Annotated in this window: 20 protein-coding genes and 1 pseudogene; 5 read left to right on the forward strand and 16 right to left on the reverse strand. The window is 64.3% G+C overall.

Features of this window, described 5'->3' with window-relative positions; genetic code table 11:
• Positions 1–32: 32 nt before the first annotated feature.
• From G6N43_RS04980 to G6N43_RS05020, 9 genes are all read right to left on the reverse strand, one after another.
• The gene (locus G6N43_RS04980; RefSeq protein ID WP_163658000.1) at positions 33–923 is read right to left on the reverse strand and encodes an SDR family NAD(P)-dependent oxidoreductase; all 891 of its coding nucleotides are present in this window, start codon (positions 921–923) and stop codon (positions 33–35) included.
• Positions 920–1,717, reverse strand: coding sequence for a hypothetical protein (locus G6N43_RS04985; protein ID WP_083156546.1), 798 nt, complete (start codon positions 1,715–1,717; stop codon positions 920–922). Before G6N43_RS04985 ends, G6N43_RS04980 begins: the two co-directional genes overlap by 4 nt.
• A 10-nt stretch (positions 1,718–1,727) precedes the next feature.
• On the reverse strand, positions 1,728–2,057 hold the full coding sequence (locus G6N43_RS04990) for a cytochrome C oxidase subunit IV family protein (protein ID WP_083156544.1): 330 nt from the start codon (positions 2,055–2,057) through the stop codon (positions 1,728–1,730).
• A gap of 28 nt (positions 2,058–2,085) precedes the next feature.
• Positions 2,086–2,751: a cytochrome c oxidase subunit 3 gene (locus tag G6N43_RS04995; protein ID WP_083156543.1), complete on the reverse strand. Its 666-nt coding sequence runs from the start codon at positions 2,749–2,751 to the stop codon at positions 2,086–2,088.
• Between the two features lie 370 nt (positions 2,752–3,121).
• Positions 3,122–4,267 (reverse strand): CaiB/BaiF CoA transferase family protein, encoded by a 1,146-nt coding sequence (locus tag G6N43_RS05000; RefSeq protein ID WP_083156541.1) that lies wholly within the window; start codon positions 4,265–4,267, stop codon positions 3,122–3,124.
• Complete coding sequence (locus tag G6N43_RS05005) at positions 4,264–6,078, reverse strand: AMP-dependent synthetase/ligase (protein WP_083156539.1); 1,815 nt, start codon at positions 6,076–6,078, stop codon at positions 4,264–4,266. The genes G6N43_RS05000 and G6N43_RS05005 overlap by 4 nt, the downstream gene beginning before the upstream one ends.
• Positions 6,078–7,631: an aldehyde dehydrogenase family protein gene (locus G6N43_RS05010; protein ID WP_083156537.1), complete on the reverse strand. Its 1,554-nt coding sequence runs from the start codon at positions 7,629–7,631 to the stop codon at positions 6,078–6,080. Before G6N43_RS05010 ends, G6N43_RS05005 begins: the two co-directional genes overlap by 1 nt.
• Positions 7,632–7,633: 2 nt before the next feature.
• Positions 7,634–7,840, reverse strand: coding sequence for a ferredoxin (locus G6N43_RS05015; protein WP_308206477.1), 207 nt, complete (start codon positions 7,838–7,840; stop codon positions 7,634–7,636).
• Positions 7,833–9,074 (reverse strand): cytochrome P450, encoded by a 1,242-nt coding sequence (locus G6N43_RS05020; protein WP_083156535.1) that lies wholly within the window; start codon positions 9,072–9,074, stop codon positions 7,833–7,835. Before G6N43_RS05020 ends, G6N43_RS05015 begins: the two co-directional genes overlap by 8 nt.
• A gap of 333 nt (positions 9,075–9,407) precedes the next feature.
• Here G6N43_RS05020 and G6N43_RS05025 point away from each other — a divergent pair, with 333 nt between their 5' ends.
• Genes G6N43_RS05025 through G6N43_RS05035 form a run of 3 tightly spaced genes read left to right on the forward strand, consistent with a single transcriptional unit; the run spans position 9,408 to position 12,660 of the window.
• Positions 9,408–10,901 carry a carotenoid oxygenase family protein gene (locus tag G6N43_RS05025; protein ID WP_234810243.1) on the forward strand — a complete coding sequence of 498 codons (1,494 nt, stop codon included), beginning with the start codon at positions 9,408–9,410 and terminating at the stop codon, positions 10,899–10,901.
• The gene (locus G6N43_RS05030; protein WP_083156534.1) at positions 10,902–12,050 is read left to right on the forward strand and encodes an acyl-CoA dehydrogenase family protein; all 1,149 of its coding nucleotides are present in this window, start codon (positions 10,902–10,904) and stop codon (positions 12,048–12,050) included.
• A 43-nt stretch (positions 12,051–12,093) separates the two neighbouring features.
• Complete coding sequence (locus G6N43_RS05035; protein WP_083156533.1) at positions 12,094–12,660, forward strand: TetR/AcrR family transcriptional regulator; 567 nt, start codon at positions 12,094–12,096, stop codon at positions 12,658–12,660.
• On the opposite strand, the gene G6N43_RS05040 is transcribed toward G6N43_RS05035, so the two are convergent.
• The 3 genes and pseudogenes from G6N43_RS05040 to G6N43_RS05050 all read right to left on the reverse strand — a co-directional run bounded on the left by G6N43_RS05040 (position 12,657) and on the right by G6N43_RS05050 (position 15,558).
• The gene (locus tag G6N43_RS05040) at positions 12,657–13,451 is read right to left on the reverse strand and encodes an alpha/beta fold hydrolase (protein ID WP_083156532.1); all 795 of its coding nucleotides are present in this window, start codon (positions 13,449–13,451) and stop codon (positions 12,657–12,659) included. The two genes, G6N43_RS05035 and G6N43_RS05040, sit on opposite strands and share 4 nt — an antisense overlap.
• Before the next feature lie 64 nt (positions 13,452–13,515).
• Entirely contained in the window at positions 13,516–14,583 is a 1,068-nt protein-coding gene (locus G6N43_RS05045) for an acyl-CoA dehydrogenase family protein (RefSeq protein ID WP_083156531.1), read from the reverse strand.
• Positions 14,584–14,587: 4 nt separating this feature from the next.
• Positions 14,588–15,558 (reverse strand): annotated as a pseudogene (locus tag G6N43_RS05050) (thiolase family protein).
• 274 nt (positions 15,559–15,832) lie between these two features.
• On the opposite strand from G6N43_RS05050, the gene G6N43_RS05055 reads away from it, so the two are divergent.
• Positions 15,833–16,456, forward strand: a complete 624-nt coding sequence (locus tag G6N43_RS05055; protein WP_083156529.1) for a TetR-type transcription factor C-terminal domain-containing protein — start codon at positions 15,833–15,835, stop codon at positions 16,454–16,456.
• Positions 16,457–16,526: 70 nt separating this feature from the next.
• Here the strand turns inward: G6N43_RS05055 and G6N43_RS05060 are convergent, their stop codons facing one another.
• From G6N43_RS05060 to G6N43_RS05075, 4 genes are all read right to left on the reverse strand, one after another.
• A complete protein-coding gene (locus G6N43_RS05060; protein ID WP_083156528.1) occupies positions 16,527–18,104 on the reverse strand; it encodes a phytoene desaturase family protein in 1,578 nt (525 codons plus the stop codon).
• 66 nt (positions 18,105–18,170) lie between these two features.
• Positions 18,171–19,166, reverse strand: coding sequence for a flavin reductase family protein (locus G6N43_RS05065; RefSeq protein WP_163658002.1), 996 nt, complete (start codon positions 19,164–19,166; stop codon positions 18,171–18,173).
• A 17-nt stretch (positions 19,167–19,183) separates the two neighbouring features.
• Entirely contained in the window at positions 19,184–19,336 is a 153-nt protein-coding gene (locus tag G6N43_RS05070; RefSeq protein ID WP_163658004.1) for a hypothetical protein, read from the reverse strand.
• Positions 19,333–20,544, reverse strand: a complete 1,212-nt coding sequence (locus G6N43_RS05075) for a Rieske 2Fe-2S domain-containing protein (protein WP_163658005.1) — start codon at positions 20,542–20,544, stop codon at positions 19,333–19,335. Before G6N43_RS05075 ends, G6N43_RS05070 begins: the two co-directional genes overlap by 4 nt.
• Positions 20,545–20,731: 187 nt before the next feature.
• On the opposite strand from G6N43_RS05075, the gene G6N43_RS05080 reads away from it, so the two are divergent.
• Positions 20,732–21,529: a TetR/AcrR family transcriptional regulator gene (locus G6N43_RS05080; protein ID WP_163658007.1), complete on the forward strand. Its 798-nt coding sequence runs from the start codon at positions 20,732–20,734 to the stop codon at positions 21,527–21,529.
• Positions 21,530–21,535: the final 6 nt, after the last annotated feature.

Genomic DNA, 21,535 nt, shown 5'->3' on the forward strand with positions numbered 1-21,535 from the left:
CGGCTGCGGCGCTCGTCCTCGCCGCGGTGAGCTCACCGAGCTCCTGCTCGCTGTCCCTGTAAAAGCCGGCCCAGCCGGTCGGGATGAAGCGGTTCCCATACCGATGGATTTCCCAGTGCAGATTCGAAATCGGTGATGTCCCAGCTCGTGCCGGATGGGTCGAACGACGAGGCGGGGCGTGGATGCGACCAGACAGATAGCTGACCGCCATCGAATGACAGGATCTGGCCGGTCATTCCGCGACTGGCCGGCGAGCACAAATAACCGAATAACAGGGCCACGGATTCGGGTTCACCGAAAACCGTGCCGAGTTCGGCATCCTCGTCTGCCAGTGACTTGGCGAGCGAGGCGGTCATATCGGTCTTCACGGTAGGGGCGACGGCGTTCACATCGATGCCGAATCGGGCCAGTTCGAGCGACAGCGCGCGGGTCATACCCAAAATCGCGCCTTTGGCTGCGGCGTAGTTGGATTGCCCAGGGTTGCCGAAGAGGGCGGTCCCCGACGTCACGTTGACGATCGCGCCACCGGTCCCACCGGACTTCATCGCCCGCACTGCCGCTTGTGACACCGCCCAGGTTCCCTCGACGTGAGCGGCCAGGACGTCGCGCAGGTCGCCGCGGCTCATCCTGGTCAGCATGGCGTCGCGCGTCATCCCCGCGTTGTTGACCACGACGTCGATGCCGCCGAATTCGGCAACGCAGGTGTCGACCAACGCGTCGGCAACGCCGTCGGCTTCGACGCGGCCGCCAACGCCGATGGCGCCGAGATCCTCTGCGACTGAGCGACATCGGTCCGTGTCGGTACCGTTGACGACCACGTGCGCGCCGCCGGCGGACAGGCGTTTCGCGATAGCCAGTCCGAGTCCGCGGGTCGAACCGGTGACGACCGCGCGAACACCCGCAACACCGTTCGCGGCGGTCATTTCGCGGCTCGCAATGCTGCGGGTCCGGCGCCCTGCCATTCACCGGGTCCCGCTTCTGGGCCGCCGCCGGTCGTCGGCGCGTTCTCTGCCCCCGTTTCCGCCAGGAACTCGCGTTCTTGGTTTCGGATCGCCCGAAGTAGGCAGATCGACATCGTCACCATCCAGATGGTGAAGGCGGGCAGGGCGACCCACCATGAGAAGAACCCGTCCCAGGCGAAGGGCCCTTCCTTGAAGAAGGGGTTCAGGATGGCTCCTTGCACATCGATCATCACGAAAATGTTCAGATACGCCAGCCAGCGCGGGAAAACCGGTGATCGGGATTTGTCAGCCAGCACAGCGAAGGCGAACGCCATTCCCTGCAGACCCACCACCAGGCCGGGGTTGAGGAACATGAACCAGCCGAGGTCGTTCAACCGATGGGTGATTTCGATGTTCTCGTACGGACGAAAGGCGGCTGCATTCCAGATCACGACGGGAATGATGAACACCAAGGTGAACGCGGTGCCCATGGCCAGCTGGGTGTAGGCCATCGGCGAGTAACGCCCCTCGATCCTCTTCATCTGCACCGTTATCGCCGCGGTCCAGGCACCGTACAGCACCCCGCCCAGGGCGACGAAGATGGCGCCCAGCCTGATCGAATTGACATTCGATGCGTAGCGGTCGGCGACCATCTCTGCGGTGTCGGCTGGACTGACGGGCGGCACCCATCGTGCGAAAACCACCAATCCCACAATCCAGCAGAACGCCGCGACGAGCCCCAAGTAGGCGCAGACACGCTGGCTGGTGAAGTTCATCGTATTGCTCCTAGAGGAAGTGGATGTAGCCATCGAGATGCATGCCCAAATAGGTTGTGATCATGATGCTCAGCCAGGTCAGCAGTAGCCATGACCCAAATGCTGCCTTGAGCCAGGTGACAGATTTCCGGATTTCCATGTACTCAGCGCCCACGAGGTACGCCTTGATCAACGCCAATCCCATGATCACGCCGATATCGACGAGCAGGGCGGAATCGCCCCCGGCGCCCGGGTCGAGGATCCGAAACAGCAGCAATCCGACGACGGTAAGGGCCACCAAGGCGACGCCGACCGCGTAGTGCAATGTTCGCAGTGTCGGTGTCTTCGCCGGGCCAGGCATGCTTTGGACCTCCAAAATGCGTAGTGGACTACGAGATGTACAACAGCGAGAACAGGAGCAACCACACGAGATCGACCATGTGCCAGAACAGCCCGACCGAATACACTGTGCCGCGCTTTTCAGGTGATGGTGTGACGCGTCCGTTGCTGACGGCTCGTGCGACGATGAACAATGCCACCGAACCGGCGATCACATGCACGAGGTGGAATCCGGTCAGGCAAAAATAGAACATATAGAAGTCGTTGGACCCAATGGTGTGACCGGCGTGAGCCGACAACATGTATTCGACGATCTTGATCGTCACGAACACCAGGCCCAAGACGCCTGTGGCGAACAGCATGCGGCTGACCAGCCGATGCGAATCGGCACCTCGCCAACGGTCTATTGCCACTGCGACCAACACCGATCCGACGATCAACACGATCGTGTTGACGAAGCCGAGGCCGATGTGCAGATTCCGGGCGGACGCCTCGAAAAGTTCAGGCTCGCGTCCGCGATGGTAGGAGAACAGCGCGAAGAACAACGAGAACTGCATGAGGTCGCAGATCAGCAGAAGCCATAGTCCCGGTTCGCCGGGAATCAGCTTTTGTCGCCCAAGCCCCTCGCGGGTGCCGTTGGGCGACAGTTCAGCTGTTTCGGTATGACGGCCGACGCCACGGACGTCGGCAATGGCCAGGCTTACGTGCTCCGACATACTTCGATCGGTCCCTTCCTGTGCTACGCCGATGACCGCGGTCGGACGGCAGCGATGAGCGATGGCAGTTGGGTCGGCGTGGGTGTGCCGGGGCACCGCAGGGTGGGACGAAAGCAGCACAATGGATCACCCTCCTGCCGGCGCAACCGTGTTGGCAGGTTGACAATCGTTCGGGTACGCGATCCATCGGACACGAGATATTCAGACATCGCGAGCTCCTGAGGTCACCAGCTCCCTGTGGCCCAGGGTACAACAAGGTGAGACGGCACGTCTCAATTTTGCCGAAGGGCAGCCAGTGGCACACGAGGAGGCGTGTGGTCGCGACCGCGACGTCAGCGAATGTCGCGGTCCGGATGACCGACCTCCGACTTCAGCCCGCGTGCACCACACCGTCACGGATGAGTCCTTCCGCGTCGTCAATGCCCCAGTCCGCCAATACTTCCCGGGCGTCGGCGCCGACGGCGGCGGGCGGCTTCGGATGCGCGACCGCAGTGCGGCTGAAACGGGGGGCTGGTGCAGGCTGTACGACTCCACCGACATCGATGAATGTGTCGCGGGCGGCGAGATGTGGGTGGTGCGCGGCTTCGGTCAGTGACAGCACCGGTGCCACACAAGCGTCGGTGCCGTCGAACACCGTCGCCCATTCCTCGCGACTTCGACTGGCGAACGCGTCGGCGATCGCTGAGCGCAACTTGGGCCATCCGTCTGGGTCGTCCCGCAGTGCGGCAATCTCATCGGGAAGACCCAGCAGCGAAGCGAATTCGGCGTAGAACTTCGGCTCGATCGCGCCGACAGCCATCCACTGGCCGTCCGCGGTCTGGTAGGTGTCATACCAAGGCCTGCCGGTATCGAGCAGATTCTCACCGCGCCGGTCCTTCCAGCCGCCGGCAGCCATCATGCCGTGTAGTGCCGCGGTGAGCGAACTCGCGCCGTCGACGATCGCGGCATCCACCACCTGTCCCTGACCGGACTGGGCAGCTTCCAGCAGCGCAGCGAGAACCCCGATCACCAGAAAGGTTGAGCCGCCGCCGAAATCGCCCAATAGGTTCAGCGGAGGGACCGGTCCTTCGCCGGCCCGGCCGATCGCGCCCAATGCGCCGGTGAGCGCGATGTATCCGATGTCGTGTCCGGCGCTGTGGGCTAGCGGTCCGGTCTGGCCCCAGCCGGTCATCCGGCCGTAGACCAGCCGCGGGTTGACCTCCCAGCAGTCGGCGGGCCCCAGTCCCAGCCGCTCGGTGACGCCGGGCCGGAAGCCTTCCAACAGGACATCGGCGTGGGCGGTCATCGCCTGAACGGTTTGCGCACCCCTCGGATCGCGCAGATCGATGACCACCGAGCGGCGGTTTCGGCGAAGCACATCCAGCTCGGGCGGAATTCCGCTGGCCGACGGGCCGGGGCGTTCGATCCGCACGACCTCGGCGCCCATGTCTGCCAACAGCATCGCCGCATAGGGACCGGGCCCGATGCCGGCGAGCTCGATGACTTTCACTCCCGTCAAAGGCCCACCGACCGTCACGCGTACATCTCCTCGATTTGCAGGGCGTATTTCTCGATGACAGCCCGCCGTTTCACTTTCGCGGTAGGGGTGAGCTCGTCGCTGTCGGGCAGCCAGAATGTCGGCAGCACGGTGTACTTCTTGATCTGTTCGTTGCTGTTGAGCCGTCGGTTTCCGCGCTCCACTGCAGCGGCGATCTCGTCCTGGATCTGCGGAGCAGACACCACTTCGGCGATCGGCCGGTCAACGAGTCCCAGTTGCCGACCCCAATGGGCCAGCGCTTCGGGGTCCAGCGTGATCAACGCGGTCACATATCTGCGACCATCCCCTATCGAGACGATCTGACCGATCAGCGAACTCTCGCCCTTGATGGCGGATTCGATCGTCGCCGGGGACATGTTCTTTCCGGCGGCGTTGATGATGATTTCTTTCTTTCGATCGACAATGCTCACGTAGCCGTCCGCGTCGATCTCGGCAATATCGCCGGTGTGCAGCCAACCGTCCGCGTCGAGGGTCTGCGCGGTTACCTCGGGGAGATGGCGGTAGCCGACGAAGTTGAGATCGGACCGCACGAGTAATTCGCCGTCATCGGCGAGCTTGACCTCGACACCGGGCAGCGGGATCCCCGCGGTGCCGGATTTGAACCGCTCGACCTGGTTGAAGATGTTGAGCGAACCTTCGGTCAACCCGTATGCCTCGAGCATCGGGACCCCGACAGCCCGGAAGAACTGGGACAGTTCAGGTGCTGCTGGAGCGCCCCCGACGAATGCCGACTTGATCCGGTCCAGACCGAGCTGGGCCAGGATCGGCCGTAACAGCAGCGTGGCGGATTCGTAAGCGGCATCCAGATCGGCGAGTTCGGTCGTACTCGCCGACGAACCGGCATCACTAGCGGCTGTGTGCCGCCGGCCGATTTCAACGGCACGCTCGAGTTCCTCACGGATCTCGGAAGGCTGGTTGGCGATCGCGGTCTCGATGGCGACCTGGATCTTCTCCCAGAACCTTGGCACGGAGAAAAACGCGTCCGGGTGGACTCGTGCGAGAGTGGGCGCGAGCTGAGTCAGATCAGGACACGTCGTGATAGCGGCGCCATAGGGCAACGCCATGTAGTGCGAGGTGATACGGCCACCGGCGTGCGCCAGCGGAAGGAAGGAGATGACCGCCTCGCGCGGGAGCGGCACGGCGGCGTCGAGAGCACGCAACTGGGACATAACGGTGCGGTGCGACCACTGGGCGGCCTTCGGCGGCCCAGTGGTTCCCGACGTATAGATCAACGTCACGAGATCATCGGCCGTGATGGTGGGCCACACGGCATCGAAATCGAAATCCGATGAGCCCGAGTTTTCCAGTTCCTTCAGTGAAAGAACACCTTCGGCGACGATGTCGTCGGTAACCACAATGTGGCGAATCTGGTTGCCCAGCGCCGCGCTGGCTTCCTTGACCCTGGGAAGAAACGATTCCTGGGTGACGACCAGCGTGGCGTCCGCTTGACGCAACTGATACTCGATCTGTTCGGCCGGCGAACTGTTGAAGATCGCGAACGGTACGGCACCGAGATGGACAGCAGCGATATCGAGGACGTGACAGTCGATCGTGTTCGGCAGCATCATAGCTACCGTGTGACCCTTGCCGATACCGAGCGCCGCCATTCCTGCCGCTGCCCGCCGCGCCCGATCGTTGAACTGGGACCACGTCAATTCCGATGCGCCATCGGCTGTGCGGAGTGCGATGCGGTCCGGGTGTCTTGCGACGGTGCGCTGGAAAGCGGCGGCCACCGTATCGGCGTGAATGGGCTCGTCGAGATCGCTTCGTTCGTGAATTGCTTGGCTCATCAACGCCTTTTCCTAGGAGCTAACCCGAGCCTGCGCCGCCAGTCATGCATCTCCATCAAGCGCAGAACCGCGGCGGTGATCCGGCCTTTGGTGAGGGAGTAGGGATACCAATGTGTTTCGTTGTCCAGATGCACGCGCTCGGTGACGAACGCTTGTTGGCGGCAATACTTCCGGATGCCGTTGGGGCCCCCGAATCGGTAGCCCAGCCCCGAACTCTTCCAGCCGCCCATCGGCAGGGGGAACTGGAAGACGTGCATCAGCACGTTGTTGACATCGACGCCACCGGCTTCCAGACGCATGCCCACTCGTTCGCCGCGATCCTTTGAGGCGGTCCAGACACTCGCGCCCAGGCCGTAGTCGCTGTCGTTGGCCAGACTGATCGCTTCGTGTTCGTCGCGGACCTTCATGATCGGCAGCAGCGGACCGAACGTCTCTTCACGCATGCAGGCCATGGTGTGGTCGACGTCGACCAGCACGGTCGGTGGGTAGAACAGGCCCTTGTCCGCGCGCTTGCCGCCGGTCAGCACGCGGGCCCCCTTAGCAAGCGCGTCGGCGACATGACGCTCGACAATTTCGAGTTGGGATTCGGTTGCCATGGCGCCGAATTCGGTGCTGAAGCCGCCCTGTGGATCGTGTCCCTGGCGCAGCGTCTTCACCTCTGCGACCAGTCGGTCGACGAACTCGTCGTACACCGATGCCTCGACATAGAGACGCTCGACCGCGATGCACGACTGCCCGGCATTGAACAACCCGCCCCAGATGGCGCCGCGTATGGTGCGCTCCATCGGTGCGTCGGACAGCACGATCATCGCGTCCTTGCCACCGAGTTCGAGGCTGGCCGGAATGAGGCGTTCGGCACAGCGCATGCCGATGCGGCGACCGGTGGCGGTGGAACCGGTGAATTGCACCATGTCGACCACGTCGACGACGGCGCGCCCGGTGTCGCCGCGCCCCGTCGCGCAAGCCAGGACCGGCGGCGCTCCGATCTCCTCGTTCCAGCCGCGAACGATCTCCGCCCACGCCAACGGGGTGACCTCAGAGGGCTTGCTGAGCACCGCGGCGCCGGCCATCAGTGCTCCGGGGATGTCCATCATCGGCATGCCCACCGGGTAGTTCCACGGCGTGATGACGCCGACCAGCTGGTACGGCCGGTAGCGGATCCGCAGGTTCTTGGTCAACGACGCCGGGGTGTGCGGCGTGCGACTCTCGTCGGCCAGGAACTCGGCACCGTGTTTCGTGTAGTAGTTGATGACTTCCATACACACCAGCAGTTCGATCTGCGCGTCGCCCCAAGATTTCCCGGCTTCGCGATGCACCAGGCCGAATATCCGCTCCTGGTTGTCGACGATCCAGTTCAGCCAATTCCGCAAGTGCTGGGCGCGCGCCTGCGGCGTGAGCGCCTCCCACGCCGGTTGGGCTTCGCGCAGCCGGGCAGCCAGCTCGGCGACTTGGTCGGCTGACATCTCCGGCACCGTGCCGACGACCGAACCATCGGCGGGGTTGTGTATCTCGACTACGTTCCCGAGCGCGGTATCAGCTTCAGTGGTTGTCATCGTTAATCCTGAATCTCGATTGCCGCGACCGGGCACACCATGGCTGCTTCCTCGACTGACTTGCGGAGGCGCTCGGGCGGATTCTCGTCGAGTACCGTGACCACTTCGGCATCATCGTCAATCGCGAAGACTTCTGGTGCGGCGAGGATGCACTCGCCGTGCAACTCACATTTCTCAGCGTGAAGTATCACCTTCATGAAGTCACGCACCCGTGATGGTGATCGGGAGCTCGTACACGCCGCGTGAGTATGCGTCGCGAATGTAGCTGATATCGCCGGCGGGCCGGATGTCCTTGGTGCGCTGCAATAGTTCCTCGAGCAGGATCTTCATCTCCAATGATGCGACGTGCTTACCGAGGCACTGGTGCGGACCACGGCCGAAACTGACGTGCGGGTTCTTCTCTCGGGACAGGTCGAAGGTGTCGGGGTCGTCGAAGGCCCGTTCGTCGAAGTTGCCCGCGGCGAACATCATCAGCACCTTGTCGCCCTCTTTGATCTCCTGGCCGTGGAATTCGTGGTCGGCCGTGGCGGTGCGCAGCAGATGGGTGAACGGCGTTGCGATGCGGACGATCTCTTGGATCGCCGTGCCCGGAATGTCATTGGCGTGCTCCCGCAGCCAGGCCATCTGGTCCGGGTTGCGCATGAGTTCGTGCATGCCGTGCGACAGCGCTGTGCGCGTGCTCTCCGCCGCGCCGGCGGCCAGCAACGCCACATTGCCTTGCAACTCGTCTTGTGAAATGACGTCCGAGCCAGCCTGCACCAGCTGGGTGATCACGTCGTCGGCGGGTTCGCGACGTTTGAGGTCGCCCAGCTCCAACGCGTAGTCGAAAATCGCCATGACAGCGGTGAATACATGCTCGAACGACGGGGTGATCCGGGTGTCGAAGGGCGCCGCGAATGTGTCGACCCATTCAAAGAACTTCGGCCTGTCCGCGGGAGGAACGCCGAGCACGTCGCCGAGCGCCTCCATGGGCATCGCGTGACCGATGTCGGTGACGAAGTTGAACGTGCCCTTCTCCAGAGCGGCGTCAACGATGTTGACGGCGTACTCGCGGAACTTCTCTTCGAGCCTGCGAACCATCGCCGGGTTGAACGCCTTGCTCATCACGCCACGCTGTTCACGATGCTTGGCGCCTTCAGTGGTCAGCATCGCCGGCTTACCGCCCATCACGGCGTCGAACGGGGTGATCTTCCACATGTTCACCCCACCCCGAGCAGTCGAGTACAGCTCGGCGTTGCGGTCCACAGCCCAGATATCGGCGTTGCGGCTGATCACCCAGGCGCGCTCCACCAGCATCGGGTCATCGAACTCGTAGAGATAGCAGGGCTCTTCATCGCGCAAGTACTTGTACTGATCCAGGGGCAAGCCGAAGGTCGTCGGGTCTCCGTTGGCATAGGTATCGGAGTCCAGCACGCGGATGTCGGGACGGCTGCTCACTGTCATGTCGGGTCCTCCTGGATGTCGACCTTGTGGTGGAACTCGGAACCGGACCACCGTTGGGAGTACGTCCTTCGTTCGGGCGGTTCCGGAATCTTTATGAGTCGCTGAATCTCAATTATCGGATCGCTGGCTGCCAGTGTCAAGCGTCACATTGGGCGAGAGAATAGCTGGGAGCTCGGAGACTCGGCCTTTGCGTCCCTGCTGGGCCGACTCTCGACAGTCACCGCCAACTCGGTGGATGCATGCCGGGTTCGACTAAACGATAACGTTCGTTTACAGTCGATCGAAAGGACGCCGCACGTGCCACGTCCTGGTTCAGCCGAGAAAGGACGCTCAGTGGGATACCCGCTGCCACAGGAGACCGCACTCAGAGGCCCGTTCACGCCCATGCGCTTCGAGGCGACGGTCGAGGAGTGCATTGTCAGTCAGGGTGAGATCCCCAAAGATCTCGCCGGTGGGTACTACCGGTGTGGGCCGACTTGGAAACGGCCGACGTCCCAGGGCACCAACCCGCTGGTCAGCATGGACGGAATGGTGCAGGCAATCACCTTCGACAACGGTCGTGCCGACTTCCGCAACCGCTGGGTGCGTACTCCGAAGTACCTGCTGGAAGAAAAGCAGCATCGCGGGATGTTCGCGTGGACTGATGGCGCGTTCGGCGACTGGCGTGACTTCGCCTACGGCGATGTCGAGCGGGACGACTACAACCGGCACACGCCCCAGGGCACCAGCAACATCAACGTGTTTCCGTTCGCGGGCCAGATGGTGGTATCTGGCGAGCAGGGCGCACCGCCGATCGCGCTGGACCCGATCACGTTGGAAACCAAGGGATTTGTCGATTGGTCACCCTCCTTATCGCCGGGCATCCACGCACCGGTTGCCTATGGGGACAACGCGTTCACTGCCCATCCGAAATGGGATCACGAGACCGGTGTGCTCTACGGCTGGACCTACCGTGACACCGCGCCCTACGTCACGCTGCACATCGTGCATCCGGACGGCCGCGTACTTACCCGTGAACTCTGGGATGCCCCGTACAACACGGTGGCACACGATATTTGGCTGACGCCCGAGTGGATGGTGATGCCGTTTCAGCCGTTCATCTTCAGCAAGGAGCGGATCCTCAAGGGCTTGGGTGTGTGGGGCTGGGATCCGGAACTGCCGATCGTGCTGGCACTCATTCCCCGTCACGACGTCGAGGGTGAGATCCGGTGGATCACCACCGACCTGCCGGCGCAGTACATCATGCACACCATGTCGGCCAACGTGAAGGACGGCAATCTGCTGCTGGACGGTCCGATCTTCAATAGGCCACCGTTCCCATTCGAGCAGGACTTCGCCGAGGGTGACGATATCGCGCTGTTCTTCTCGATCGCCTCGAGCACCCTCGGGCGCTGGACGGTTGACCTGTCCTCCGGGGCGACCAAGAGTGAGCAGCTGTCGGATCGACCCAGCGAGTTGCCGAAAGTGGACGAACGCTTCTACGGCAAGGGTTATCGCCACGGCTTCTCCGTGGGTGGCGTGGTCAAGCGCGGCGGGATGTCGATGAACAGCCTCGTCGTCACCGACATGGAGACGCTGTCGGAGCAGGTCTACCAGATCCGCGCCGGCGAGCCTGCCGCCGTGCTGGAGGCCAGTTTCGCACCGAGGTCGATCGACTCGCCCGAGGGCGATGGCTACATCATCGTCCCGGTGTCCTGGTGGGCAGACAAGCGCGGCGAATACCTGATCTTCGATACCGACGACATCACGCATGGCCCGATCTGCACCATTGAGCTGCCGTTCGCGCTCGGCTGGACGCCCCACGGCCACTGGATGGATTTCCGCTGAATGGCCGGCGTGAATCAGCGTGCCGTTTTCACCGCCGATCAGGAGCACTTCCGGTCGGCGGTGCGCGACTTCCTGCGTGACGACGTTCTTCCCGACTACCCCCAATGGGTGCGTGACGGTAGGCCGCCACGGCGTTTCTGGGAAGCCGCCGCCGCCCGAGGCATCCTCGGCATCGGAGTCCCCGAACACTACGGTGGCCTGCCCAAGTCCGACTTCCGGCACAGCGTGGTGGTCACCGAAGAGATCCAAGCACTGGGTATGGCGATCGGGGGGCTGCGCGTCCAAACGGACATCTGTCTGCCCTACCTACTGCACTACGGCACGCCCGAGCAGTGCACGACGTGGTTGCCGCGGCTGACGTCCGGGCAGTCGGTGGTCGCCCTCGGGCTCTCAGAGCCGGGTGCCGGTTCGGACCTCAAATCCATGTCCACCCGCGCGCGGCGAGTTGGGGATCACTACGTGGTCAACGGGGCGAAGACCTTCATCTCCAACGGGGCCGCCGCCGAGCTCGTGATCCTTGCGGTGAAGACCGACCCCGAAGCGGGACGTCGTGGCATCAGCCTGCTGCTGGTCGACACCTCGACCCCGGGTTTCGAGCGAGGGCGCAAGCTCGACAAACTGGGCTTGCACGCCCAAGATCTTGCCGAGATGTCCTTCACCGACATGGAAGTCCCGGTGACCGCCCTGCTCGGCGCAGAAAATGAAGGGTTCTCGTATCTGACGTCGAACCTGGCGCAAGAGCGACTGTCCATCGCGGTCAATTCGCAGGCCGCGGCGTCGGCGTCGCTGGCGTGGACGGTGCAGATGCTCAAGGACGGGGGCGCGGGCAGAAGCGTTTCCCAGGACACCAAGTTCATCCTCGCCCAATGCTCTACGGAGGTCGCGGCCGGGCAGGCGCTGGTGGATCAGTGCCTAGCCGCGCACGTCGACGACAGGCTCACCGGACGAGACGCGGCGATGGTCAAGCTGTACTGCACCGAGCTGCAGGGCCGCGTGGTCGACCGGTGCCTCGAGTTGTGGCCCCCGGGCGCCGCGCTGCGCGCCGACTCGTTGATCGGCAACGCTTATCTCGATGGTCGGGTGAGCCGGATTTATGGAGGCTCCAGCGAGATCATGAAAGTGATCATCGGTCAGGATTTCGGTTTGTGAGCCGCATTGTGAGGGTCTGTGGACCAGTCGTAGGCTTAGGGTCGTGAGCCGCGACGAGCAAATCCTGTCGGCGGCCGAGAAGCTGTTCTTCGAACGCAGCTTCGACGGCGTCGGGGTGGACGAGATCGGCCGGGCGGCCGGCACCAGCGGATCTGCCATCTACCGCCATTTTGCCAGTAAGGACGCCATCCTCGCGGCTCTGTTCGACAAAGTTCTCGACACCCTGCTCGTTCGGATCGGGGAACCCGACCCCGACCCCGACGCCGATCTGGCGAAGCTGATGAGGGCTTTTGCCGGATTGGTGGACAGCCACGAGCGCTTGTTCTCGATCTGGCTGCGGGAGCAGCGATCGCTGGCGGAGCGTTATCGGCGCGATCATGACCGCAGGCAACAGCGTGTCACCGAACGGTGGGTGGGTTGTCTGCGGCGCCGCTATCCCGAAGCCTCGTTGGACGACGTGATCACCGCGACGCGTGGCCTGCAACTGCTCTTGCTGTCGCAGGCGCTGCGCCCGCCAGGGGGGCGCAGCGCGCGGCACCCGGAGGATCTGCTTGTCCGGATGGGATTGGCGAGCCTGCAGGCACTCGAGCCGGTGAGGGCGACGAGTTAGACAAACGCGCGCAGCGCGTCGTCGAACTCGTCGGGTGCTTCGAGCATCGGGAAGTGTCCGCAGTCCAATTCGACCATGCGGGTGTCGTTCAGCCGTGACTGGAGCCAGTATCCGCCCTTGGCCGAGTGCACCGGGTCGGCCTTCCCGTTGAGTTGCAGCACCGGCTGACGCACCAGCTCGATCTCGTCGATCAGATCGGTCCGCAGCAGGGTGTCGTAGCATGCGATGGCCGACCAACTGGGCATCTGCATCCAGGTCTGCAGCAACCAATCGATCACCCGAGGATGCTGTTCGCGGGCGAAGCTGGACTGGAGCAACCGACACCGGGCGGCAACACGGTCGGTTTCCTCATCGCCGACCATGCGGGCCACGGTCGGCTCCGGCGGTGTACCGAAGGGGAACTCTTCACTTCGGGTGGCGCGCACCGCATTCGAACCGACGAGCACCAGCTTGGCCACCAGGTGCGGAGCCGTGGCGGCGGTGTGGAACGCCACCCGCCCGCCGAACGAGTGCCCGACCACCGTCGCCGCGTTGATGCCGAGGGTCTCCAGGACGATCACCAGGTCGTCGCGTAGTCGATCAATGCCGTAACCGTCCAGGGGATGGTCGGAATGGCCGTGACCACGCTGTGTCACGCATACCGTGCGGTATCCGGCACCGGTGAGAACTCGTACTTGCCTGTCCCAGAGTGCGTGGTCGAGGCCGAACCCCGAAATGAAGACCACGGCCGGCCCGCTGCCCAGATCCTGTACGTGCAACCGCACCCGGTCTTCGACGTCGATCATGGGCATGTTGTCCGGGCTCCTTCGGTCGGATGGTGGTCAATTGCCCTTGCGTACAGGCGAATGGCAAGGGTCAGGGCGCGCGGTGGATCTCGAACAGTCGCTCCGCCACCGCCTGTCGTGGGTCGGAGTACAGCCGACCGACCGTGCGGATGAACCGTGCGTCAGCGAATGCCTGCGCTATCGGGTACTCGCGCATATACCCATAACCGCCGTGCAGCTGCAGGCTTTGGTCCACCGCCCGATCGGAGAGGCCGACGGTCACTTGGCGGGCGGCGGCGGCGTCGGCCGGCGTCAGCCTCGTCTGCGCGCGGGCAGCCACACACAGATCCACATAGCTGGTGGCCGCGGAGAGCTCGGCGGCTAGCTCGGCGAGCCGCAGCTGGGTGTTCTCGAACTCCGCGAGTGGCCTTCCGAACACCTTGCGGCTGCCGGTGTATTCAACGGCGAGCTCGATGGCCTTGCGGGCGTTCGCCAGTGCGGCTACGGCCAGCCACAGGTCGACGTCGCGATGTATGGCAGACCTCTTCGCCGGGACGGCCGTCCATTCCGTTGAGGGTGCCGCTGTGACGTCGACATCGGCGATTCCCGCTTCCGGTGCCCCGAGGTTCCCGCTCACCACGCCGATCCGGACCCCGGCGAGGTCGGTGGGCAGTATGTTCACCGCTTCGTCCACACTCACCAGCAGCACATCGGCCAGCCGTCCGCCCGGCAACCCGGACACGGCCACTCCCGGCGAGGGTATTCCGATCTGCGCGCCGGTCACCAGGGAAGGCAGGAACCGCTGCTGGGTCTCCGGGTCGCCGTGGTCGAGTAGGAACGGGATGGTGACGCCGGCGTGCAGGGCCCACAGGACTGCCAGGCCGGTGGCGCCGGCGGCAACGGTCTCCTCGATGAGCAACGCGAGGAACCCGTAATCCTCGGCATCGCCGCCGCCGAAACGGTCCGGTACGGCAGTGCCCAGAAAGCCGTGGGCACCCGCCTCACCGAACACGCTGCGCGGCACGCCGTCGTTACGTCGCCAGCCGTCGAGATCGGGCACCACCGCGGAGTCGATGAAACGCGTCACGCTCTCGCGGAACGCTTCGTGATCGTTGGTGAAAACGGGCCTGCCGGCGGCGATCGGCGCTACCGTTGCCACGCCCTTACAACCGCTCGATCAGGGTGGCGTTGGCCATTCCGCCGGCCTCGCACATCGACTGAAGTCCGAGACGCCCGCCGCCGGCTTCCAATGCGTAGAGCATGGTGGTCAGCAGCCGGGCCCCGGACGCACCGGCCCAGTGCGATGGCCACGATTCAATCGGTCGGCCCTCTCGGCCTCGGAACGGTCGCATCGTCAGTGGTCGTCTGCGCCCCGACGCGCAGCACCTTCTCGGTGGCGGGCAACGGTCTGCGAGCTGCGAGGAGTCGTGTGCTCCATCGGTGATCGGTCGAAGGAGGGTTTGAGCGTCGCGAGGCCCTCGACGGTTGTGTTCGGTCGAATCGTCTCGTCGGTGCTCACCACACCGTCGGGCGTCGTGATGGGTACGATCTCGGCGCTGAAGTCGGCGGCGGCCGCGTTGCGGTGCGAACGTGCGGAGAACTCGTCGATCGCCTCCCGGTCGAGTTTCCACCGTGCCGCGATCAGTTCCGCCGACACACCCTGAGGGATCAGCCCCGGCGCGTACCGCTCGGTGACCGAGGGGCCGTAGGGGTCCTGACCGATGCGCGCGGTGAACATGGGTATACGGCTCATCGACTCCACGCCGGCGGCGACCACGATGTCACAGGCTCCAGCGATGACGGACTGAGCCGCGAAGTCGGCGGATTGCTGACTGGATCCGCAGGCGCGGTGCACCGCAACCGACGGCACCGTCTCGGGGAGTCCGGCCGCCAGCCACGCCCACCGGCCCACCGGCCCGGACTGCTCGCCAACCTGGCTGACGCAGCCCGTGATGACGTCGTCGACCAGCGCCGGGTCGATGCCGGTGCGTTGCACGAGAGCGCCGATCACCTGTCCCAGCAGTTCGACTGGGTGCAACCCGCTGAGGGCACCGCCCGGACGACCGTCCTTGGGTGCCTTGCCTTTTGCCATCGGGGAGCGAACAGCATCGATGATGACCGCTTGTCGGGACATGGTTCTCCTTATTCGGTGTCCTCGTGCATACCCCGGCGACCGCGGCCCCGACGATCTGCTGCGGCAGTGCGCCGCGATGTGCCGGTGTGCGGGCAACCCAGGCCCAGCGTTGGGGTGGCGACCGGATATTTTAGAACTCTATCGTCTCACTAATCCCGAAGCAATGGTGGTGCCGGCTGGTCCCGCCGTTGTCCGCAGAAGAGTCTGCCCGCGGCGGCCGTATGGTTTATTCTGAAGCTGAGCGTCTCAATTATTGCGCGATAGGGGTCCCTGAATGGCGGACCAGCGGTCGGGTGATCTTCCGCGCCCCGCGCCGCGCCGCCGCGGCCGGCCACGTATGGAGATCGACCTCGATGCAGTGGCCGATGCGGTCGCCGGTTTGGTCGTCGAAGGCGGCGATAAAGCCTTGTCGATTGTCGGCGCGGCCGAGCGTCTCGACGTTTCGCGTGCCACGCTCTACCGACTGGTGCCGACGAAAGACGATCTGGTCAGCATCATGCTCGAGCGGGCCACGCGGCAGCTCGCCGACAATATGTCGGCCGTGGTGGAGTCCGATCTCTCCGGGCGGGAGAGACTCAGGATGCTGATCGAGATACACGTCGACGCCTGCGTGCGGATGCGCGGCTACATGCCGGTCTTCTTCGGCGGAGCGGGGCTGCCGGCCGACGTCCTCGATCGTTGGGACTCTTTTCGCCGGGACTACGAAGCGTTGTGTGCCAGCTGTGTTCAGGATGCGATGGACGAGGGTGTGCTGCCGCCGGCGGACGTGATGACCACGACCTTGCTGCTGCTGGGCATGTGCCTCTGGATATCACGCTGGTATCGACCTGAGGAAGGCATTCGCACCGAAGACATCGCCAAGACCGTCATTCGGCTGGTGTTGCCACCTGACGAGTGAGTGGTTCGCGCGCGGCCGGATGGGCCGCGTCTCGAAGGCCGCGGGGGAGGAATGGTTTCGCGGCCGGAGATCAGAAGTCTTCCAACGCGAACTGCGCGGCCAGCCGTCCCGGCCATCCGTTGACACCGCCGCCGGGGTGTACACCCGAGCCGGCCAGGAACAAGCCGTCCACCGGAGTGCGGTAGCCCCCGAGGCCCGCGGCGGGCCGGTTGGAACCCAGGCGGGTGGCAGTCATGTCGACATGAAAGAAGCACGCGTTGGGAATGTTGAACACCGATTCGAGGTCGGCCGGCGAGTGTTCGACCCGGCCGATTTCGGTCTCGAAGCCGCTGAGGAAGCGCTCCAGCGATGCGGTCATGACCTTGCTGTAGCCGGCCTTCTCGGCCTCCCAGCCGGCAGCCGGTCGCGCGGCACAGTTCGTCAACGTGTACAACACATCTTGGCCGTCTGGCGCCAGGGTCGGGTCGCTGGCAGACAGGATGGCCATATACACCGGCGGATCGGCCGTCACGTTGTGGCCGTGGGTGATCTGCTGGAACTGGTTGACATGGTCCTCGAGCGTGCCGGTCATCCAGGTGGTGGTCCGCAGATCGATGCCGTCGCGTTTATCGCGCAGCGCTTGAGCCTTGGGGTAGCCGGCTCGGCCGCCGAGGGCGACGTCGATCTTGAACAGTGCGACGTCGGCCGAGTTGGCGGGCATCATCGTCACTTGAATCTTGGTGTTTGCGTCCAGCACGGCGTCATCGAGCAGCGTGCCCAACGTGTGTTGTGGCGCACAGGCACCCAGGACTCCGCGCCGAGCTCGGACCTCGGTGCCGTCCTCGAGCCGCACGCCGACGGCGCGGTTACCCTCCACCAAGATCTGCTCGACACCGGAACCGGTCTTGATGTCGCCGCCGGCCGACCGGATCGACGAGGCGAGCGCCTCGGCGATCGCGCTCATGCCGCCCCGCGCCCGCAGGACACCGCGGCCGCGATGCACGGCGGCGAATCCGGCGAGATAGACACCGCTGCCGTCGAGGCTGGCCGGGCCGAACATGCTGCACCAATATGCGCATAATCCGCGCATGGCATCGGAATCGAAGGTTTCGGAGACGAGCTCGAAGATGCTCATCGTGAGCATCTTCACCAAGAAGGACCGGGCGCGCTTATCGAGCCCCAGTTTCCCGACGATGCGCAGCAACTGCTTCTTCGACAGATCCGACGGACGCTGGCTGCCGAGTTCGACCTGCAGGCCGATCAGAAAGTCCAAGACCGGCGAGACTTCTTCGTAGGTGCGCGCATCGCGGCGGGAGAAGTACCGGATCTCCTCCAGAGTGCGGGCGATCTCACGGTGCAGGATGAGCGTCGCACCGTCATCTGCCATCCAGCCGTAGGGCCGGTCGAGTGCGATCGAGCGGTAACCGTGCTTGGCGATGCCCAGGTCGTCGGCCAGGCTGGTGCCGGCCATGAACATGTCGTCCATCGCGCCGACATGCAACAGATGCCCGGGCGCTTCCGGCACCCGAGGCAGACTGGTGGTCAGCCCGCCGATGTGGGGAAGACGCTCGACGACGAGCACGTCGGAGCCGGCCTGGGCCAGCGTGGTCGCTGCGACGAGACCGTTGTGGCCGGCGCCGATGACGACGTAATCGTGGGTGACTGTCATGGACCCTCCTTGGTGGCCGCGTGGTGCGCGCCGTTGGTGCGTGAAAGACAGTGGGGTTCGGGCATATCACTCGTAGACGACGTGGACCGTGCCCCCGATGGGTATCGCCTGGCACGCCAGGATGAATCCATCGTCGACTTCGTCAGCGCTGAGAACTTCGTTGGTGCGCATGTCCACCGTTCCGGCGGTCACCCGAGCCGTGCAGGATCCGCAGCCGCCTTCCTCACACGCGTAGGGACTGTCGATGGCCCGGGCTTTGAGCAGACCCAGCAGGGTGGTCCCGTCCGGCCAGGGCATTGCGTGCGTGTCACCGTACATGTCCACGACCAGATCAGTGCTCACCGGCCCGTCCGATGCAGCCGGGTCGCCGACATCAGCTGGTGCGAAGCGCTCAACGTGGAGCTCACGCTGGACGGGTTCGCCGGCCAGGGCCGTCGCCAACGCCTGGAGGAACCCCTCGGGCCCGCATGCGTACACCGGTCCGGGCGGGCACTGATTTAGGAAGGCGCCCAACACCTCTGGCGACGGGCGACCGTTTCGTGCGGTGGCCCAACGGGACATCCTGAGCCGGTCGGGAAACTCGCTGCAGAGCTCATCGAGTGCCGCATCGAAGATGACGGCGCCTTCGGCCCGGTTGACATAGAACAGGTTCACTTGCCCACAACCGGTCCGCAGGGCCGAGGTGATGATCGAGATTATCGGCGTGATACCGCTGCCGGCCGCCAGAAAGACGAGGTCGGAGTCGTAGCCGTCGGGACCGAAAGAACCGGCCGGACCGTGAGCGACGATCTCCAGACCCTCAGTTGCGTTGTCGTGCAGCCATTTCGACGCGTGGCCACCCGGTATCTGTTTGACGGTGATCCTTGGCCGCCGGTCGACGTGCGGCGAGCTCGACAGCGAGTAGCAGCGCGCGGTCCGGCCGCCGCCAGCGCCGGGCAGGCTGAAGGTCAGGTACTGCCCCGGCCGGTAGTCGAGACGCCCCGGCGAGTCGAACACAATCGAGATGGTTTCCGGGGTTTCGCGAATGACGTCGGTGACACGCAAGGTGTGGGCTTGCTGCATCGTGCGGTGTCCAACGCTCAGTAGACCGGACGGCGACGACGGCTCTTCAGGTAGGTCAAGCCGTCGGATTTCGAGTACGTGGTCAGGCTGGACGGATAGCGGATGCCGCTGCGGTAGCGCCACCATCCGAGGCCGGCGACCACGACGGCCAGCGCCACAGCCGCCCTCATCGGAGAACCTGCACGGTTGCCGGTGCGGTCAGCGGTGCTTGCGGGCCGGTACCGTTGCTCTGCTCCGATTCGGCCTGTTCGCTCTTGCCCGTGACCCGGATTCCCGCTCGTCTGCCGTTATGGCGGACGCTGGGGCCGTCCAGGGGCTCGTCGCTGTCGACGCGGCGGTCCCATAGGCGTCGGAACGCGATCGTCGCCCGGTCACTAGGGGCATAAGGGGGATTGGCCGGTTCCTGGCGGCGCAGCATCAGCGGTGAGTCCTGCCGGGTGATCCCCCAGTTGAGGGCGCCCACGCCGAAGTCGAGCGCGCGCTGGAGGACGGGTCCGACGACAGGGAGCTTGATGCGCGGCATCAGCATCATGTCCATCATGCAGAAGCTGTTCTCGTCCACCGGCGTCATGCACAGCAGTGTCGAGCCGAAGATGCTATTGCGGCCGGTCAGATGGATCTGGAACAGCGTCGCTCCGTAGCAGTGGTTGGTCAGGTCACCGGTCACCGGCGAGAAGAAGTTGGTGATCTCGCGTTTGCGCGTACGTTTGGCGAGGTTCTGCCAGGTCCACCAGCCCGGTGCATCGTGGACGCGGTTCTCCACGCGCAGCACCGTCGGACTGTCCTCGATGATCACCGACTCCGCCCACCCTCCGGTGTCATGGGTGATGGCGAAATGCGATCCGTCGGCGTTGTTCTCGGCGAAATGCTTGGCCGCGTAGGGGAAGAACCACCGGTGCTTGCAGAACACGACCTGGTCCTCGGTCAGGCCGAGATCGCCGAGAATGTCCGGGAATTCGATGTCGGGCTCGTCGGCCCCGTTCCAGAGGAACACCGCGCCGTGCCGCTCCATGATCTGATAGCGCGGCAAGCAGATACCCTTGCGTACCCGATCCGGGCCGTTGACGCCGGCGAGCGCGCCGTCGGTGCCGTAGCGCCACCCGTGGAAGGGGCATTGCAGCTGGTCGTTGACGACGGTGCCGCCGGTGCCCAGATGCGCACCGAGATGCGGGCAGTGGGCCGCCATGCAGTGCAGTGTCCCGGAACTGTCGCGCCACAACACGACGTCGCGCTCGAGGAGGCGGGCCGGCACCACCTCGCGGGGCTTGACGTCCGACGACCAGGCGATCGTCCACCAGGATCGTGGATAGGCGCGATTCAACGCCGAATACCCCGTCGTTGCGCCGGCAGTCGACGGTATGTCGTTCGCGGACCTCATCAGCACCCTCCAATGTAGTGAACACTTCCTATAGTCCCAAATTCTTAGCACTTTATGACACGCATCACAAGTGGTCACTACACATATTGTCCAATCTTGTGGACCTCGGCATGATGGCGGCAGGCGATCACGGACATCGAGCCCGTGGCGCCCCATCATGTCGCCACACCGAAAGCCGCTGGATGTCATGACCGCAGTGCCACCCGTGCGTCGTCCGCGTAAGTCCAGTGCAGAATTGCGGGAACTCCTGACGGCCGCGGCTCGGACGACGTTTTCCGAGCGCGGCTTCGCTGGTGCCACCACCCGCGATATCGCGGAACTGGCCGGGACCTCCGAGACGGTGCTGTTTCGGCACTTCGGCTCCAAGGCCGGACTGTTCGACGCGTCGATCATCGAGCCGTTCTCGTCGTTCATCAGGCGCTTCGTCGACACGTGGCTGGCTGTTGAGGAACCGCACGAGGCCGAGATACCCACCCGGGCATTCTTCGCCGAGATGTATCAGATGTTGCGCGAACAACGCGGGGTTCTGTTGACGCTGATGGCAGCGGACGTGCACGAGCCCGACGTCGCAGTCAACGCCGATATCGCACTGTTTTTGGACCGAATCGAGGCGGTTGCTGCCCGTGAACTCGAGCTGCGTGGGTGGCACGCGGTGGACATCCCGGTGCTGGTCCGCATCGCTTTCGGAATGGTCTTGGCTGCTGCGGTTTTCAAGGAGTGGCTCTACACGGAGCCCGACTCGGTGCCGGACGATCACATCATCGACGAGATGGTCGAGATTCTCATCAGTGGCGCGAGTGGCAGCCGTGCGCAGTCGGCCTCATCGGGGTGCGTGGTCACCGAGCACCGGGACCGTTGGCGGGTTGACTTCCGCGGTGCAGCGCAACCCGTGCTGTTACGCGAAGCGGCTGAATGGCTTGCCCGATCGGGCCGCACCGTGGAGAGCATGTCGTGGCACAACGGCGAACTCCGATTGTATTACTGAGCATTC

The sequence above is a fragment of the Mycolicibacterium moriokaense genome (assembly GCF_010726085.1).
Taxonomy (GTDB): Bacteria; Actinomycetota; Actinomycetes; order Mycobacteriales; family Mycobacteriaceae; genus Mycobacterium; species Mycobacterium moriokaense.